Origin of the sequence: Candidatus Symbiopectobacterium sp. 'North America', assembly GCF_015762685.1 — a bacterium.
Classification (GTDB): Bacteria; Pseudomonadota; Gammaproteobacteria; order Enterobacterales; family Enterobacteriaceae; genus Symbiopectobacterium.
Window position 1 is genome coordinate 1 of the sequence record NZ_PEHF01000075.1, and the last position, 18,133, is coordinate 18,133.

10 protein-coding genes and 2 pseudogenes are annotated in these 18,133 nt (G+C 51.5%); 3 read left to right on the plus strand and 9 right to left on the minus strand.

Going from position 1 to position 18,133, the window contains the following annotated elements; translation table 11 throughout:
- Positions 1-194: 194 nt before the first annotated feature.
- Positions 195-2,490, minus strand: a pseudogene (locus tag CS369_RS15725) (TonB-dependent siderophore receptor).
- Between the two features lie 381 nt (positions 2,491-2,871).
- On the opposite strand from CS369_RS15725, the gene CS369_RS15730 reads away from it, so the two are divergent.
- Together CS369_RS15730 and CS369_RS15735 are read left to right on the plus strand one after the other, a co-directional pair.
- Positions 2,872-3,843 (plus strand): AraC family transcriptional regulator, encoded by a 972-nt coding sequence (locus tag CS369_RS15730; RefSeq protein ID WP_196907841.1) that lies wholly within the window; start codon positions 2,872-2,874, stop codon positions 3,841-3,843.
- A 99-nt stretch (positions 3,844-3,942) separates the two neighbouring features.
- Positions 3,943-5,158: pseudogene (locus CS369_RS15735) on the plus strand (MmgE/PrpD family protein).
- Between the two features lie 217 nt (positions 5,159-5,375).
- Here the strand turns inward: CS369_RS15735 and CS369_RS15740 are convergent.
- The 8 genes from CS369_RS15740 to CS369_RS15775 all read right to left on the minus strand — a co-directional run bounded on the left by CS369_RS15740 (position 5,376) and on the right by CS369_RS15775 (position 16,105).
- Positions 5,376-6,530: a dienelactone hydrolase family protein gene (locus CS369_RS15740; protein ID WP_196907842.1), complete on the minus strand. Its 1,155-nt coding sequence runs from the start codon at positions 6,528-6,530 to the stop codon at positions 5,376-5,378.
- 11 nt (positions 6,531-6,541) lie between these two features.
- Positions 6,542-7,597, minus strand: a complete 1,056-nt coding sequence (locus CS369_RS15745) for a Gfo/Idh/MocA family protein (RefSeq protein ID WP_196907843.1) — start codon at positions 7,595-7,597, stop codon at positions 6,542-6,544.
- Between the two features lie 168 nt (positions 7,598-7,765).
- Positions 7,766-9,190 (minus strand): dihydrolipoyl dehydrogenase, encoded by a 1,425-nt coding sequence (gene lpdA, locus CS369_RS15750; RefSeq protein WP_196907850.1) that lies wholly within the window; start codon positions 9,188-9,190, stop codon positions 7,766-7,768.
- Positions 9,191-9,406: 216 nt separating this feature from the next.
- Positions 9,407-10,996, minus strand: coding sequence for a pyruvate dehydrogenase complex dihydrolipoyllysine-residue acetyltransferase (gene aceF / locus CS369_RS15755; protein WP_196907844.1), 1,590 nt, complete (start codon positions 10,994-10,996; stop codon positions 9,407-9,409).
- Positions 10,997-11,009: 13 nt separating this feature from the next.
- Positions 11,010-13,673, minus strand: coding sequence for a pyruvate dehydrogenase (acetyl-transferring), homodimeric type (gene aceE, locus CS369_RS15760; protein ID WP_196907845.1), 2,664 nt, complete (start codon positions 13,671-13,673; stop codon positions 11,010-11,012).
- A 169-nt stretch (positions 13,674-13,842) separates the two neighbouring features.
- A complete protein-coding gene (gene pdhR, locus CS369_RS15765) occupies positions 13,843-14,607 on the minus strand; it encodes a pyruvate dehydrogenase complex transcriptional repressor PdhR (protein WP_196907846.1) in 765 nt (254 codons plus the stop codon).
- 604 nt (positions 14,608-15,211) lie between these two features.
- Positions 15,212-15,673 carry a hypothetical protein gene (locus CS369_RS15770; protein ID WP_196907847.1) on the minus strand — a complete coding sequence of 154 codons (462 nt, stop codon included), beginning with the start codon at positions 15,671-15,673 and terminating at the stop codon, positions 15,212-15,214.
- Between the two features lie 90 nt (positions 15,674-15,763).
- The gene (locus CS369_RS15775; protein ID WP_196907848.1) at positions 15,764-16,105 is read right to left on the minus strand and encodes a hypothetical protein; all 342 of its coding nucleotides are present in this window, start codon (positions 16,103-16,105) and stop codon (positions 15,764-15,766) included.
- 463 nt (positions 16,106-16,568) lie between these two features.
- On the opposite strand from CS369_RS15775, the gene CS369_RS15780 reads away from it, so the two are divergent.
- Complete coding sequence (locus CS369_RS15780; protein WP_196907849.1) at positions 16,569-17,939, plus strand: amino acid permease; 1,371 nt, start codon at positions 16,569-16,571, stop codon at positions 17,937-17,939.
- Positions 17,940-18,133: the final 194 nt, after the last annotated feature.

The following is an 18,133-nucleotide window of genomic DNA, read 5'->3' on the forward strand; positions in this document are numbered from 1 at the left end:
GTTACCCAACCTATCTTGAGAGTGAACATGAAAAGCGTGCTTGCCGAGATAGATACCAATAAGTACAACATTTTTCATGATGGCCTCTCCTGAAAGAAAAACACCCTGTCAGCGTACCGCTACAGGGTGGGGGTGACCATCTCATTAACCCCCTGCGCGTTTCGCACGCGCGGGGGGTTTGGTTTTTATATCCCTTAGAACGAGGTGTTGACGCTTACATAGAAGGTATGACCCGGTTCGTTAAAGGTGGCTGCGCCTGCGCCGTAGGTACTGATTGAAGTCACAGCCGTATTATCATCCGTACTGGTCAGTGATTGAGCGTTTCCTTTACGGAATTGACGTTTATCCAGCAAATTATCCACTCCACCAGTAATGCTCAAATTCTTATTCACTTTATACGTTGAACTTAAACCGAATACAGCATAGGGGCTGACTTCATTGGTATCATACGCAGCAGTCAGCGGAATGGATGCCACTGGCGTGCCCTGATAGTTATATTTCTTCGGTTTCTGACGTCCATACCAGGTCATTTTGCCCAGGAAAGAGAGATCGTCAGTTGCCAGCCAACTAACAGAGGAATTCAGCGTAAATTCTGGCGTAATCGACAGGTATTCGCCTGTAGTTTTGTTTTCAGAACGCAGCATCCAGGTAATGTTGTTATTCCAACTGATGGTTTCCGTTACAGGTACTGTCAAAGAACCTTCCAACCCTTCCAACAACGCTTTAGGTACTTTTTCCCATTGGAAAATGTTCGCATTGGCATACTTCGCTGTGCTTCCTGTCGTACTTCCACCGACAGCATTACCAATCTTGGTAACACCAGATTCAATCTTATTGCGGTAATCATTGCGGAAATAGGTCACACCCGCTTGATAGCCATTACGTTTAAACTCAAGCCCAATTTCTTTATTGACGCTAGTCTCCGCGCTGAGATCGTCACGCCCCATTAAGTAGCACGAGCCCGCACCATTGCAACCATTACCACGACTATACAGCAGATAATTAGGGTTCAGTTGATAAAGGTTCGGAGCTTTATAGGCACGCGCGATGCCCATTTTAAGGGTAAAGTCCTCGCCCAATTGCTGTGACAGATTCAGCGACGGGCTCCAATTGGTTCCCACCATGCTGTGATGATCGAGACGCAGTGCTGGTGTCAGCATGGTGCTATCGGTGACTTCGATGTTGTCTTCGACGAATACGGAAGCGATACGTGCAGAAATATCATGGCTGCGGTTAGTATCCGCAATAGTACCGATGCTTCCGCCTTCATCTGTTGCTTGGTTATTGGAGGAAGGGTCTTGCATCTTCTGTTCAACCCATTCCAAGCCCACTGTCGCCGTTTGATTAAACAGCGCCTCAAACGGAATATTCATTTCACTATGGGCGGTGTATGCATCTAGCTTGATGGTGCTGTACGGCTTATTCGGTACCGGACGTCCCGCAGGGCCGCCGGAGGTAGGTTCATCAATACGCGTGTTCTGGGTTCTTTCATATTGCAGGTAAGACAGCGTGCTTACGCCACTATCCCAATAACCACGATGGGTCACCGCATATTTCTGACGGTACATACGGTTAGTTTCCTGACCGTACAGCGACTGGGTATCTGCTTTGCCGTTGTTGTTCTCTGTGTCGCCCGCATAGATATTACCTTGGCGACTGGCCCCCGCTTCAAACTCCAATGTCTGCTGCGGCATGAATTCTCAACGCAAAAGACCGTTGATATCTTTATTACGAACCCCTTCACGCCCGGCAGGAATAGCGGCTTTCGGCGATAGCTGATGATCAGAGTTGATATCCCAGGCGTCGGCCTGCGTTTTGCTGTAGTTACCATACAGACGCATGCTCAGGGTATCGGTCAGGCCGCCCATCAGATTAAAATCGGTACGCTTGGTGGCCGTTTCTGATTTGTGCTCAGGGAAGCTCATATAGCTGTTCCACGCGCCGTGCCACTCATCGGTAGGCTGCTTGGTGATAATATTCACCACGCCACCCGCAGCGCCGTTGCCGTAGCGAGCAGTCGCCGGGCCACGCAGTACTTCGATGCGCTCAACCATATTGCTCGGGACCCAGTTGGTGTCACCGCGGGTATCGCGCTCACCGCGCCAGCCATAGCGTACAGATGCGCGGCTGGAAACCGGTTTGCCATCGATCAGAATCAGGGTGTTCTCTGGCCCCATGCCGCGAATGTCGATCTGGCGGTTGTTACCGCGCGAGCCACTGGTGGAGTTACCGGTCAGTGACGCCCGGCATGGTACGGATGATCTCTGAGAGATCGTTCGCTGGCGGACGACGCTGGATATCTTCCCGGGTGATGACCGACACGCCCGGTGCCTGACGGGTTTGTTCCGCCGCCGTCACGACCATGGTATCGCCGCTGTTCTGTTCTGCTTCAGTGGGAGTTGCTGCCTGCGCTGAAACCAGCAAAGACGCAGCGCCACAGCTGGCACCGATCAAGGTCGCCAGAGTGTGGCGGGAAAATCGTTTTTTCATCAGAGTCGCCCTGTAATGCTGTCATAAGTAAGAAAAATGCCCTCGACCATGGCAAATGTGCACATGGGTGGCATCGGAAAATAGTTGTCGAAGTCGGAGAGAAAACCGGCGGGAGCGGCGGTTTATCGGGAAGGTGCGCAGTGCGTCATGGTCTTCTGTATGGCGTTACCCTCTCCGCTTGTCAGGCATGCGCCACTCTAGTTGCCGTAATCCGACATCATAAAGACGAAAATGTTACCGAGAAGTATTTGCATTACCAATTTGACGCGGACATTGTTACATTTGTGCTTCTGGAAAGGGTTTGCGCCAGACGCAAAGTCTTTTGCATAAGCGCCAATATGGATGGTAAAAGACCATGTTAACCATAGGTGATAGAGACTCGTGCACAGCAGCGTTCCATCCTCCAAGGCGATTTACAAAGATCATATCGTTCAACAATTCAGTCTGGTCTCAAACCAGTACCGCTTTGTCGGGCCGCAATTGATTGATGAAACACCCGTGCTGTACGGCAGCTTTAGCGTGATGCCGCTCAATCGCCACCTGATTTTGCACACCGCTGATGTGATCAATTTGCACAACATGAAAACCCAGGGTCAGTTGGAAGATGCGATCAAACTGGCTATCGTGGTCAACGTGCAGGCACAGGTCAGCTATGACCACCAGCAGTTGCATCTCAATAAGGCGCAGCCCGTGTCGCTGATGTCTCCGGTGCTGTTCACCCGCACCGGCAAGCGCGATGAGTACGAACGCACCCTGTCGCTCACCTTTAGCCGCGAGTGGTTGTACGGCAATCTTTTGGACTCCATTGATGAGTGGCGCACCCTCTATGACTTCACCCAGACGCATCTAGCCGTGCATCACTGGATGCCGTCACGCCAGGCGATGGCGATCGCCATGCAGATCCTCAATTCAGATCCCTGCTCGACACCGTTGCAGTGTTTGCAATTAGAATCCCAATGCCTGAGCCTGATTGTTGAAGCCTTCAGCTCATTGCTGAGCACTGTACAAGAAAAAAATGCGCGTGTACCACTGCGAATCTACCATCGGATGCAGGAAGTTCGCGATATGCTCGAAAGTGGGGCGGCAGATCAACTGTCGATGGAAGAGATCGCCAAACAGGTCAACATGAGTGAAAGCACCTTACAGCGCCATTTTCGTCAGACGTTTAATATGAGCGTGTTTGAGTACCTGCGCCGCAACCGACTGCAACGCGCCATGGTCGCCATGCAAAAAGAAGGACTGGGTATCGCGCAGGCCGCCCATATCGCGGGTTATAACAGCCCGGCCAACTTCTCTACGGCATTTCGCCGTGCCTTTGGCATCACGCCGGGAAAGCTCAAAGACCGTTTCTGAGCGTAATGCAATGCAAATGCAGAATTTGCGCTATACAGCGTGCGGAGCTTTCAACAATAACCACATGCATTCATGTATTCACTTGATTGCCTTTTTTAAATGAACACATCGCACGATATCACCGCCACACTCGCTCATCACATAGTTAACACCATACCGGATACTGCCGCGCTCAACGCCGCGCGCGATGGCGTAATGGATTTTGTCGCCACCGCCCTCCCCATTGCCCAAGGTGCCATTCACGACAGCAATCTGACGCCGCTGCGTCAAGTGTTTTCCGCCTCGGACAGCCTGACGCGCAGTGTGATATTGGGTTATGTGGGGCATGCGCTCGATTTTGATGACTACCACCCCGCTTTTCACGGCCATCCAAGCACGGTGATTCTGCCTGCATTATTTGCGCTGAGCGCCGAAGACACACGTGTGCGTAAAGCAGATTTTCTCGCCGCCTATGTGATTGGCGTAGAAGTTGCCGTGCGCATCGGGCTCGCAGCGGGCGCACGCCACTACGGTCTCGGCTATCACAATACCGCGACGCTGGGCGCGGTTGCCGCTGCACGCTTACTCGGCGCTTCGGTAACACAAACACAGAACATCCTCGGTCTGGCGGCAACGCAGGCGGCAGGGTTGCGTGCGCAGTTTGGGCCGGCGGTAAAACCGCTGCACGCTGGCTTGGCTGCCCGTGCCGGGTTAACCGCCACCAAACTGGCATTGGCGGGGTTTAGTGGAAACGCCGCGCAGGTACTGGATGATTTTCTGTCATCACACGGCGACGGGCAGCAGCACTCGGAGAAATTGAGTGAAAACTGGGGTATGCCCTGGCGTATTGTCACGCCCGGTCTGGAATTTAAAAGCTATCCCACCTGTGGCGGCACACACAGCGCAGGGGAAGCCGCTTTTGCACTACGCCAACAATGGCTGGCGCAGCACGGTGATATCAATTCGCTGATCGCCCGCGTTGAGAATATTACCGTTGCGTTCCCCCCGGCGGAGACGTTGCCCCATTTATTCATAAAGCTACCATCGGCATGGAGGGACGCTTCAGCCTCGAGTATGTGATTGCAGCGGGACTGTTAGAAGGAGAACTGACGCTGGCGCGCGCTTTCACCGTGTGACGCTGCACCTGACAGACGGTGAAAGCCTTACAGTGACGGTCACTCGCCAACAAACCGTGGCCCGCAAGACAGATCTTATCGCCAAACTGCGACAAAACATCCAGTCGCTGCCGCAGCTTGATGTTGCACAGATTCAGGCAAGCTGTGCGCCAAATAAACCGGGCGATATCGCGTATCTGAATCAGCTGTTGCTCAACTAACAGCGAAAGCACAACCACAGGCGCGGTAATGTGCCCCGCGCCTGTGGTTACTGACAAACTGCCCTACTCCCACCGTCATTCCCGCGAAGGCGGGAATCTCTTGCTGAATAAACGCGTTTATTCTCATAGAGGTCGCCGGCTTTCGCCTAGGATGACGAGAGGGGAAGTGACTTTGTCATCACTCTGAAGCGCGGTGATGTGCCCCGCGCCTGTGATATTACGGTTTTGGCATTAAGTAGCGATCTAGCCAATCAAACACTTCCGCCTGCTGTTCCTGATAGAACACGTGCCCCAATTCTGGCCACATTTTGGTTTCCAGCTTGTTGTCGGCGTCTTGTGATTTCCACACACGGTGCATCTTATCGTAGGCACCTTGTACCGCGCTTTCCGGGAACAGCTTATCTTTGCCACCGTTAAAGAATAGCATAGGATTAGGTGCCGCGACACTTGCCACATCGGGAAAATCAAATTGAGCAGGCAAACCGGGGTGCAACATATAGAACGCAGACTGACCACGCAGAACGTTATTGCCCGGCGTCATTAGCCCGTCATAGGTGCCAATCCACGAAACGGCGGCCGTTGCTACCACCTTGTCGGAAAGCGCTGCCAGCTGCCAGGCGCGGTAAGCCCCCATCGAGAACCCAACGACGCCAACACGTTTGGCATCCACCTGCTTGAGCGAAGCAAGAAAATCGGTAGCGCGCATATCTTCATACGCCATCTCGCCCGCCAGTGAGCGACCAAGATTAAAGAAGTTGCTCGCCAGCGCCTGTTGCTGCTCATACTTCAGCGGACCGCGATCTCCCCAACCGATAGCATCCACCGCCAACACCACATAGCCGCGTTTCGCCAACTCGTCACCGACAAAACGCCCGGTGAAAAATTTATCGGCCCACGCCTGTGCCGATGCCAGTTTCTCGGCGTTGCCCCACGGCTTGATCATCTTCTCTTTGCCGATATCAAACTTCGAGCCGTGATCGTGCAACAAGATGATCGCCGGATGCGGCCCCGGCGTTTTGGGTGTTAACAGCAGTCCCGCCACCCGGCTTTGATCGGTGATATTGAATACCACCTTCTCAGTGACATAGCCATCTCGCTCTTCGCGCTCAATTGTCGCTGGCGCAAAATCTGGCGTCAGCAACATCGCCCGCAGTTTCTGGCGCGCCTCGGTTTTCCAAACAGCGAAATCCTTCTCATTGCCTGACAGCCAGGATCCCGGATAGGTGAGCTGCTGTTTAAGTTTGGGATAAAACACCGGCAACCCTTCTTCGTTTACCGCGGACATTTGGTAAGTCATGTCGTTCGCCATCGCTGAAGCACTACAGAAACACGCCGCCATAAGCGCAGCACAGAAGCGTACCGAAATGCGCATGATAATAGCCCTTAAAATAAAACACCGTTTCTTTTTATGAATTGATTGTAAAAGCGAAGAGAAGAAATAAACGTGCATGCACCACAATATGAGAAGCTTATCTCTCCCCCGGAAACACAATCGACACTGCCGCCGCACGCCAAAATCGCCAGACTCTCATCAAGCGGCATCAGTTCGCATTCGGTTTTGCCTGCGCGCAAACATGCCATGACAGCGGCTGCCTGATAGTTATAGCCATTGCCTTCAAGCGGGAAGGTTACCGTGACGGGTGCTTCGCCTATCACCGCCAGCGTGGCGGAGGTCGCTTTAGATAATTCGGGTATAACGATGGTCCCCTTATTACCGATAATCCGCGCTTCTTTTTGCGTCGGGGTGTTGATCGAGCAGGACAACACCGCCACTTGTCCATCCGGGTAGAGCAGCGTCATGGCAGAAAGATCATCCACAACCGTTTCGTACAGGCTGGCAACGCCGGTGATCGTGGATGGAACCTGCCGGAAAACCCAGGATGCAAACGAGATGGGGTAAACCCCGACATCCATTAGTGCGCCGCCGCCGCGATGCAAGCCCACTTTACGATCTTCGGCTGGCCCTTCACGGCGAAAACCGAAATCAGCGCTGACCATACGCACCGGGCAGATAGCATCGGCATCAAGCCATTCACGAACTTGTCGGTAAACCGGGAAGAAGCGCGTCCACATGCCTTCCATCAGAAAAAGATTTTTTTCGCGCGCGACACGGATTACCTCTGCGGTTTCATGACGATTCAGGGTAAACGGCTTTTCGCATAGCACTGATTTAGCGTGATTCAGACATAACAAGATATTGTCTTTATGGGCGCTATTGGGGGTGGCAATGTATACCACGTCGACATCGGGATCGCTAACCAACGCCTCATAGCTGCCGTAGTATTTCTGCGCGGGAAAACGCTCGCCAAACTGTTCGGCATGTTGCAAAGAACGCGAGCCTACGGCATAAAGCTCTGCATCCGCTAACTGGCACAGCCCCTGTGCGAAGCTTTTCGCAATGGTGCCGGTGCCCATGATTGCCCATTTGATGATTGCCATCTCTTTTCCTCAATCAACCTGACCTGTTTTTAAAATACCGTTTTGATTTTCTATGTATAGCAGGAAAAGTAAAAAGTGTTAGCGTGCTAGCTTTTGTCGGGGATAAAACAGAGATAAAAAAAATCCGGCGCCTAAGCGCCGGATTTTCATGCCTGCAAACCTGAAAACTTATTTTTTCTTCGCTTTCGGGTTCGGCAGGTCGGTGATGCTGCCTTTGAACACTTCAGCCGCCAGGCCAACAGATTCGTGCAGCGTCGGGTGAGCGTGAATGGTCAGCGCGATGTCTTCAGCATCACAGCCCATTTCGATCGCCAGACCGATTTCACCCAGCAGCTCGCCGCCGTTGGTACCGACAATCGCGCCACCAATAACACGGTGCGTTTCTTTGTCGAAAATCAGCTTGGTCATGCCGTCCGCGCAGTCAGAAGCGATGGCACGGCCAGACGCCGCCCACGGGAAGGTCGCCGTTTCGAAGCTGATACCTTTCTCTTTCGCTTCTTTCTCTGTCAGACCAACCCATGCCACTTCCGGTTCGGTGTAGGCAATCGACGGGATCACTTTCGGATCGAAGTAGTATTTTTTGCCCGCGATAACTTCAGCGGCCACGTGACCTTCATGTACGCCTTTGTGCGCCAGCATCGGCTGACCGACGATATCGCCGATAGCGTAAATGTGCGGCACGTTGGTACGCAATTGTTTGTCAACGTGGATAAAGCCACGCTCATCAACTTCAACACCCGCTTTTCCTGCATCGAGGTTTTTACCGTTCGGCACACGGCCGATAGCCACCAGCACCGCGTCATAACGCTGCGGTTCAGCAGGGGCTTTCTTGCCTTCCATCGAGACGTAGATACCATCTTCTTTGGCTTCTACCGCCGTGACTTTGGTTTCCAGCATCAGGTTGAATTTCTTGCTGATGCGCTTGGTGAAGACTTTAACGATGTCTTTATCCGCAGCCGGGATCACCTGATCGAACATTTCAACCACATCGATCTGAGAACCCAGCGCATAGTACACGGTGCCCATTTCCAGGCCGATAATACCGCCACCCATGACCAGCAGAGGTCCCGGAACGCTTTTCAGTTCCAGCGCATCGGTGGAATCCCACACGCGCGGGTCATCATGAGGAATAAACGGCAGTTGAATCGGACGAGAACCGGCGGCGATGATTGCGTTATCAAAGTTGATCACGGTTTTGCCTTCGGCACCGTCAACTTCCAGCGTATTCGCACCGGTAAATTTACCCAGACCGTTGACCACTTTCACTTTACGGCCTTTCGCCATACCGGCCAGACCGCCCGTCAACTGGTTGATAACTTTCTCTTTCCACAGACGGATCTTGTCGATGTCGGTTTGCGGTTCGCCAAACACGATACCGTGCTCCGCCAGCGCTTTCGCTTCTTCGATAACTTTTGCTACGTGCAGCAACGCTTTAGAAGGGATACAGCCCAAGTTCAGACACACACCACCCAGCGTGGAGTAGCGCTCTACCAGTACGGTTTCCAGCCCCAGGTCCGCGCAGCGGAACGCCGCAGAGTAACCCGCAGGGCCAGCACCCAGTACCACTACCTGAGCTTTAATTTCTGTATTCATCATGACCTCTTAATTGATTTCCGGCGAGTCTGTGACGTCATGATTATTGAGTCTTAACGCCCTCTTCCACCGGGACGTGTCTTTTACCGCTGTAGTTTACAAAATCGTTAACAATTTTGAAACAACAAGCGACTAACGATGTGTCCTTAATCACTGACAGCTGTAGCAAATAGCAGCTTATCAGAAAAAAGCCGACCGTAAGACCGGCTTTTTCGATTACATCACCAGGCGGCGGATGTCAGACAAGGTGTTGTTGATGATGGTGATAAAGCGAGCACCATCAGCACCGTCAATGACACGGTGGTCGAAGGACAGAGAGATCGGCATCATCAGACACGGCGTAAACTCTTTACCATTCCAGACCAGTTCCATCGCAGACTTGGACACACCCAGGATAGCCACTTCCGGCGCGTTAACGATCGGCGCGAAGTGCGTGGTACCGAGGCCACCAATGCTGGAAATAGTGAAGCAACCACCCTGCATTTCGCCCGCAGTCAGCTTGCCGTCACGGGCTTTCTTGGAGATAGCCATCAGCTCGCGAGACAGCTCGATGATGCCTTTCTTGTTCACGTCTTTAAACACCGGAACCACCAGACCATTCGGCATATCAACGGCAACACCGATGTTGATGTATTTCTTCAGCGTCAGACGTTGAGCATCTTCAGACAGCGAGCTGTTGAAACGCGGCATCTGCTCAAGCGCAGTCGCAACAGCTTTCATGATGAACACCACAGGGGTGATCTTCACGTCAAGTTTGCGTTTTTCCGCTTCTACGTTCTGCTGTTTACGGAACGCTTCCAGATCGGTGATATCGGTTTTGTCGAAGTGCGTAACGTGCGGGATAACCACCCAGTTACGGCTCAGGTTGGCACCAGAGAGCTTCTGGATGCGACCCAGTTCAACTTCTTCCACTTCACCGAACTTGCTGAAGTCCACTTTCGGCCACGGTAGCAGACCCGGCAGAGAACCACCGGTCGCAGCGCCCGCAGCAGGTGCGGATTCAGCCCGTTTAACCGCGTCTTTCACATAAGCCTGGATGTCTTCGCGCAGGATACGACCTTTACGGCCGCTGCCCTTCACTTTCACCAGGTTTACGCCGAACTCACGCGCCAGACGGCGGATGACCGGCGTTGCGTGAACGTAAGCATCGTTTTCAGCGAATTCGCCTTTAGCGTCTGCCTTGGCAGCAGCCGGTGCAGGTGCAGCGGCTTTCGCCGGTTGCGCTGCCGGCGCGGCTTCTTGTTTGGCGGCCGGAGCAGCAGGCGCAGCGCCTTCCACTTCAAACACCATGATCAGCGAGCCGGTTTTCACTTTGTCGCCAGTGCTGACTTTGATCTCTTTCACGGTGCCCGCGAACGGTGCCGGAACTTCCATAGAGGTTTTGTCGCCTTCTACGGTGATCAGAGATTGTTCAGCGGCAATTTTGTCGCCGACTTTCACCATCACTTCAGTGACTTCAACTTCGTCGCCACCGATATCCGGCACGGCCACTTCTTTCGCCGCGCTGGCGGCTGCCGCAGGGGCAGGCGCAGCAGGTTTGGTTTCCGCCGGAGCCGCTGCAGCAGTTGCCGCACCCTCAGCTTCGAAGACCATGATCAGTTTGCCCGTCGCCACTTTATCGCCGACAGCCACTTTAATCTCTTTAACCACGCCAGCCTGAAGAGAAGGCACTTCCATGGAGGCTTTGTCGCCTTCCACGGTGATCAGCGACTGTTCAGCTTCTACTTTGTCGCCCACCTTCACCATCACCTCGGTGACTTCAACTTCATCTGCACCGATATCCGGTACGTTGATTTCGATAGCCATTACTCTTTCCCTCTTATGCTAAGCGCGGGTTAACTTTTTCAGGATCGATGTTGAATTTCTTGATGGCTTCAGCCACCACAGAAGCTTCAACTTCACCGCGTTTAGCCAATTCACCCAGTGCGGCAACTACTACGTAGGAAGCGTCCACTTCGAAGTGGTGACGCAGGTTTTCACGGCTGTCGGAACGACCGAAGCCATCAGTACCCAGTACGCGGTAATCGCTGGCCGGAACGTAAGTACGTACCTGCTCGGCGAACAGTTTCATGTAGTCAGTGGACGCAACAGCCGGTGCATCGTTCATCACCTGAGCGATGTACGGTACGCGCGGTGCGTCGGTCGGGTGCAGCATGTTCCAGCGTTCGCAGTCTTGACCATCGCGTGCCAGTTCCGTGAAGGAGGTCACGCTGTAAACATCGGAACCGATGCCGTAGTCGTTAGCCAGAATCTGTGCCGCTTCGCGAACGTGACGCAGGATAGAACTCGAGCCCAGCAACTGAACCTTGCCTTTCGCGCCCGCTACCGTTTCCAGTTTGTAGATACCCTTACGGATACCTTCTTCCGCGCCTTGCGGCATGCCTGGCATGTGGTAGTTTTCGTTCAGCGTGGTGATGTAATAGTAGACGTTTTCCTGCGCTTCACCGTACATGCGCTCCAGACCGTCCTGCATAATCACAGCCACTTCGTAAGCGAAGGACGGATCGTAGGAAATACAGTTCGGGATGGTCAGCGACTGAATGTGGCTGTGACCATCTTCGTGCTGCAAACCTTCGCCGTTCAGCGTGGTGCGGCCAGAAGTACCGCCGACCAGGAAGCCGCGTGCCTGTTGGTCACCCGCTGCCCAGCACAGGTCGCCAATGCGTTGGAACCCGAACATGGAGTAGTAGATGTAGAACGGGATCATCGGCAGGTTGTTGGTGCTGTAAGACGTTGCCGCCGCCAGCCAGGATGAGCCTGCACCCAGTTCGTTGATGCCTTCCTGCAAGATCTGACCTTTCAGGTCTTCTCTGTAGTAAGCCACCTGCTCACGGTCCTGCGGGGTGTACTGCTGGCCGTTCGGGCTGTAGATACCGATCTGGCGGAACAGACCTTCCATACCGAAGGTACGCGCTTCGTCAGCGATGATCGGAACCAGACGATCTTTGATCGACTTGTTCTTCAGCATCACGTTCAGAGCACGCACAAAGGCGATGGTGGTGGAGATTTCTTTGGTTTGTTCTTCCAGCAGAGAGCTGAAGTCTTCCAGCGTCGGCAGTTCCAGTTTCTCGTCAAAATTCGGCTGACGAGACGGCAGGTAACCACCCAGAGCCTGACGGCGCTCATGCAGGTATTTGTATTCATCAGAATCTTTGTCGAAAGTGATGAACGGCAGTTTTTCGATGTCAGCATCAGCCACCGGCACATTGAAGCGGTCGCGGAAGTAACGCACGCCGTCCATGTTAACTTTCTTGACCTGGTGAGCGATGTTTTTGCCTTCTGCCGCATCACCCATACCATAACCTTTGATGGTGTGCGCCAGAATAACGGTCGGTTTGCCTCTGGTGTCTTGCGCTTTTTTCAGTGCAGCAAAGACTTTCTTCGGATCGTGACCACCGCGGTTGAGGGCCCAAATCTGATCGTCGCTCCAGTCGGCAACCAGCGCAGCCGTTTCCGGGTACTTGCCGAAGAAGTGCTCACGCACGTAGGCACCGTTTTTGGATTTGAACGTCTGATAGTCACCGTCAACGGTTTCGTTCATCAGTTGGACCAGTTTACCGCTGGTGTCTTTACGCAGCAGCTCGTCCCAACGCTCGCCCCACATAACTTTGATCACTTGCCAGCCAGCACCACCAAAGATACCTTCCAGCTCGTTGATGATCTTGCCATTACCAGTAACCGGTCCGTCCAGACGTTGCAGATTACAGTTGATAACGAAAACCAGGTTGTCCAGTTTCTCGCGGGTTGCTATGGTGATAGCACCCTTGGATTCCGGCTCATCCATTTCACCGTCGCCCAGGAAGGCGTAAACGGTTTGTTTTGACGTGTCTTTCAGACCACGGTTTTCCAGGTATTTCAGGAGCTTAGCCTGATAAATAGCACCGATCGGGCCCAGACCCATGGATACGGTCGGGAACTGCCAGAAGGTCGGCATCAATTTCGGGTGCGGATAAGAGGAAAGCCCCTGGCCGTGTACTTCCTGACGGAAGTTGTTCATCTGATCTTCGGTCAGACGCCCTTCCAGGAAGGCACGCGCGTAGATGCCCGGAGAGATATGGCCCTGGAAATACACCAGATCGCCGCCATCCTGTGCACTGCGTGCACGGAAGAAATGGTTAAAGCACACTTCGTAGAAGGTCGCGGAAGACTGGAAGGACGCCATGTGGCCACCCAGTTCCAGATCTTTCTTGGACGCGCGCAGCACGGTCATGATGGCGTTCCAACGAATAGCGGAACGAATGCGGCGCTCAAGGTCCAGGTTACCCGGATAGGCGGATTCGTCTTCCACAGCAATGGTGTTTACGTAGTTGCTAACGGCACTGCCTGTCCCTACGTTTACGCCACCCTTGCGCGCTTCTGACAATACCTGATCGATCAGGTATTGCGCACGTTCAACACCCTCTTCACGGATAACCGATTCGATCGCCTGTAGCCAGTCGCGAGTTTCGATCGGATCCACGTCATTATTCAAACGTTCTGACATGGTGTATTCCTTATCTGTTTCTAATCAGTTAATTTTCTGGAGCCTGTCTTGCTGTACTCTGCCATTGTCGTCATATCACCGACGGCTGCCGTATCATCGACAGTAGTCAAAGCACAGTAAGACAGGTCCAATCTCGTCATTTACGCGTTCAACGCCCCAATCAGAGCGCTCAATCTTTGCGTTGCTGGAGCCGACGTAGCGAACGCTCTCTTCGGCTATGTTCCCGGTTAAGATCCAGCAGTACTTCCTCAATAAACGCCAGATGACGATGCGACGCTTCGCGTGCCTTTTCAGGTTCGCGAGCGACAATCGCTTCAAAAATCCCGGCGCGATGACTGCTTACTTGGGCCAGAACTTCTCGGCTCAGGTATAACAATTCAAAATTCTGTCGCACGTTCTGTTCCAGTAACGGTCCCATACAGCGTAGCAAATGTAGCAAAACCACATTGTGCGTTGCTTCTGTGACAGCCACTTGATAATGCATAACGGCTTCCGACTCCGCGACCAGATCGCCCGAAGCACGCGCCTGCTCAATCTGGGTATGGCACTCACGGATGCGCTGGAAATCCTCTTCCGTACCACGCAACGCCGCGTAGTAGGCAGCAATGCCTTCCAGCGCATGACGGGTTTCCAGCAGATCAAATTGAGATTCAGGATGGGTGCTCAGCAGTTCCGACAACGGATCACTCACGCTTTGCCACAGGTTGTTCTGGACAAACGTTCCCCCACCCTGACGACGCAGCAGCAGGCCTTTTGCCTCCAGACGTTGGATGGCTTCTCGCAAAGAAGGACGGGAGACATCAAACTGTTTCGCCAGTTCGCGCTCCGGGGGGAGTTTCTCACCGGGGCGCAAGGTTCCTTCGAGGATCAAAAACTCCAGCTGTTGTTCAATCACATCTGACAGTTTGGGCTGACGGATCTTGCTATAGGCCATGGTAAGTGTTTCTCTGCGAAGTGCGCGGAGTGAATTGGTAATACCAATTTCAAAAACGTGACGCTAAAGTAACAAAGTATTCACCTTCTGTCCATACGGACGTTGCGCTAAATCATGTTCTCCACCAGATTTTAACAATTGCACGATCCGATTAGGTCAAAACTCTATACTCACTAGGAAGTAGCGGCTTCAACCCTATAAATCTTTTAACTTTTATGAAACGAGAATCAGTCGATACTGAACCGTTCAACCTGCAATAAAATGAATAAAAATTCACATTATTTAAATTAAAAATCAAATAAAGGCCATATCGCTGGAACTGGTGATACTTATTGTTAACATTCTTCTTTTTCCGAATGGTGATATTTTCAGCAACAAAAACCTATACACAACATCATCACCCTCCTCACTTTTGCCGATAAAAATCAGCTATCCCCCATCAATTTTACTCTCTCGATTTGACGATTAACATCGTTAATCGCCACGTCATAGGCCATTGATTTCATCTTGAGATTGGTTATGTGATCGGCGGTCTTTTCTGCATGCTTGGTGTAAGTGCTGTACCTTGCATGATACGAATCAATAGAATATATGATGTTTCTCATCAACGCCGCTCGGCACCGTTCGGCCAGAGCCCCCCATCACGGGTCTCTTTTTTCAAGGCATGTTGATACGCTTTCAATACATCATGCGCATGACAATAATCGATGAGGGTGGTCTGCCATTGCTTTCCATATAGGCTGGGTATTTCTCTTTCGATATGTTTTCTTCGGCCATAAACCCGTTGAGTGCCAAAGTATTTTTTGGCGTAAGCATCCGCTATAAGGTGACCTTTCCATGTGGTGGGTCCACATCCAATATCTTTAGCGCTGTAAATTTTGTTTTCCACCGCCAAACGCAGAATATAATCCAGGTCAGACATTCTTTTCTGCGCATGGCGCTTAATTTCACCAAGTTGATTATAAAGGAAAACGATATTTTTCTTGGTTTCTGCCAAATTATTGTTAGCTTTCTTTATTACCGTTTCAGCATCATCATCGCGCAATATGTTTAAATAAATCAGCATTATCTACATTAAGGGTTTTGATCCCTGTATGTTTTAAAATTTCTTTTTCAATTAATGATTTTTCAATTTTAAATCTGATTTTGATTATTCTTATAACGACTGATATAGTGGTCTCTCACCTTGGTGATCTTTGGTAATTCGCCTTTTTAACGCCTCTGATATTTCAGTTATTTTCTCTTTTTTCTTGTCATAATGTTTAGAGTGCTGATTCGTGAGCATCTCATACACGGGTGCAAGTTTTTTATCAACATCATGCTGGTCTCTGATATTCATTCGTTTAAATAACTCTACACCATTAGTAGCAAAATCTAATTCCTTAGCCACTTTCCCCATTTTGTCCAACGCCTCATGGCTTATTCTATTCTGCCTACCAAGAGATTGATAGGTAGCCATAAATAAATCAACATCCACCGGTTTAAATTTAATAGGCATAGCGTCAATACACTCCTGTAAAAAAAGTAATTAAAAAAACCATGATGTAATGTTATCGGCCCATTGTATTCCATAAAGCGTTCATTAAATCTCGCATTTTTTAATAATTACAACACCTATACATTAAGCAAAAAAATTACACTGGCTTTATCACCGTGACGGCATTCCCCCTTTGACATGTCGCTTATGGCAGAAGTCGTGGCACATCGCTCGGATGTCAGGGAAGGCAGCCGTCGTTTCAATGCTGGTCTAAAAATGTACACAGACAGTATTTTCGTGGGTCCGATCGACAAATCAAGACAAGAAATCAGTGCAATCTGTTTCGCCTATCACTATTCTCTGACAAACGGTAGTCATCAGCGTATTTTCATCTGATGAACACCGTAAAAATAAAATTACACAAACGTAAAATGACGCGAGTATTCGCATCGTGTCTGCTGCACTCTGACAGAGGGTTATATTAATGGATGGTCAACAACACGACGGGACGCTGAAACGCGGCTTAAAAAACCTTCATATTCAGTTGATTACCCTGGGTGGTGCCGTCGGCACTGGGCTGTTTTTAGGGATTGCTGCCACCATAAAAATGGCAGGTCCTTCCGTACTGCTGGGCTATGCCATCGGCGGTATTATTGCGTTTCTCATCATGCGCCAATTGGGAGAGATGGTCGTCGAAGAACCCGTTGCAGGCTCTTTTAGTCATTTTGCCTATAAATATTGGGGTGATTTCGCTGGGTTCGCTTCCGGCTGGAACTATTGGGTGCTCTACGTGCTGGTCGCAATGGCTGAACTGACTGCTGTGGGCATCTATGTGCAATACTGGTGGCCTGATATTCCCACCTGGGTTTCTGCCACCGTCTTTTTCCTGGTGATTAATGCCATTAACCTCGCCAATGTCAAAGTATACGGTGAGATGGAATTCTGGTTTGCCATCATCAAGGTCGTAGCAATTATCGGCATGATCGTATTTGGTGGCTGGCTGCTATTAAGCGGTCATGGCGGACCGGAAGCCACGGTGACCAACCTGTGGGCGCAGGGCGGATTTTTCCCGAATGGCATCAACAGTCTGGTGATGGCAATGGCGGTCATCATGTTCTCGTTTGGTGGCCTGGAACTGGTGGGTATCACCGCAGCAGAAGCGGATAACCCGGAAACCAGCATCCCGCGCGCTACCAATCAGGTCATCTACCGTATTCTGATCTTCTATATCGGCTCGCTGGCTATTCTGCTGTCGCTCTACTCTTGGGGAAAAGTCGTGGAAGGGGGAAGCCCGTTTGTCATGATTTTCCACAACCTCGACAGTAATGCCGTGGCAACCATCCTCAACATTGTGGTGTTGACAGCAGCATTATCGGTCTACAACAGCTGCGTGTACTGTAATAGCCGTATGCTTTACGGCCTTTCCAAGCAAGGTAATGGCCCGAAAGCGCTGTTAACCGTCGATAGACGCGGTGTGCCCGTTGTTGCCATTGGTATTTCTGCCGCCGCCACTGCGCTGTGCGTTCTGATCAATTACCTGATTCCGGGCAAAGCGTTCAAACTCCTGATGGCATTGGTGGTGTCTGCACTGGTGATAAACTGGGCCATGATCAGCCTGGCGCACCTGAAATTCCGCAAAGCCAAAGAGCAGGAAGGCGTGCAGACTAAATTCAAAGCGCTGCTCTATCCGCTGGGCAATTATATTTGCCTGCTGTTCCTGGCCGGAATTTTAGTGATCATGTTCCTCACTCTGGGAATTCAGATTTCCGTTCTGCTGATTCCCGTATGGCTGGTCGTGCTTGGCATCGGTTATGCCATGAAACAGAAAAAACAACGGGTCGCAACCACCCGCTAAGTGATATGACAACGGCCCTACCCCCAGCGTCATTCCCGCGAAAGCGGGAATCTCTCGCCGAGGATGACGAGGGGGGAAGTGACTTTACCATCAGAGTAAAACGGGCTGTTTTGAAGCGGTTGTGAATATGACTAAATAACTTTGCATATTACCGCTCCACTTTAGCCAGCCCATGTTGATTACCGGGAAACGGT

Excerpts from the sequence above, each read along its gene's own strand:
- CS369_RS15770 (WP_196907847.1), bottom strand. The coding sequence starts at position 15,673 with ATGCTGATTTATTTAAACATATTGCGCGATGATGATGCTGAAACGGTA.
- CS369_RS15740 (WP_196907842.1), bottom strand. The coding sequence starts at position 6,530 with ATGCGCATTTCGGTACGCTTCTGTGCTGCGCTTATGGCGGCGTGTTTC.
- CS369_RS15775 (WP_196907848.1), bottom strand. The coding sequence starts at position 16,105 with ATGCCTATTAAATTTAAACCGGTGGATGTTGATTTATTTATGGCTACC.
- CS369_RS15780 (WP_196907849.1), top strand. The coding sequence starts at position 16,569 with ATGGATGGTCAACAACACGACGGGACGCTGAAACGCGGCTTAAAAAAC.
- CS369_RS15745 (WP_196907843.1), bottom strand. The coding sequence starts at position 7,597 with ATGGCAATCATCAAATGGGCAATCATGGGCACCGGCACCATTGCGAAA.
- aceF (WP_196907844.1), bottom strand. The coding sequence starts at position 10,996 with ATGGCTATCGAAATCAACGTACCGGATATCGGTGCAGATGAAGTTGAA.
- pdhR (WP_196907846.1), bottom strand. The coding sequence starts at position 14,607 with ATGGCCTATAGCAAGATCCGTCAGCCCAAACTGTCAGATGTGATTGAA.
- lpdA (WP_196907850.1), bottom strand. The coding sequence starts at position 9,190 with ATGAATACAGAAATTAAAGCTCAGGTAGTGGTACTGGGTGCTGGCCCT.
- aceE (WP_196907845.1), bottom strand. The coding sequence starts at position 13,673 with ATGTCAGAACGTTTGAATAATGACGTGGATCCGATCGAAACTCGCGAC.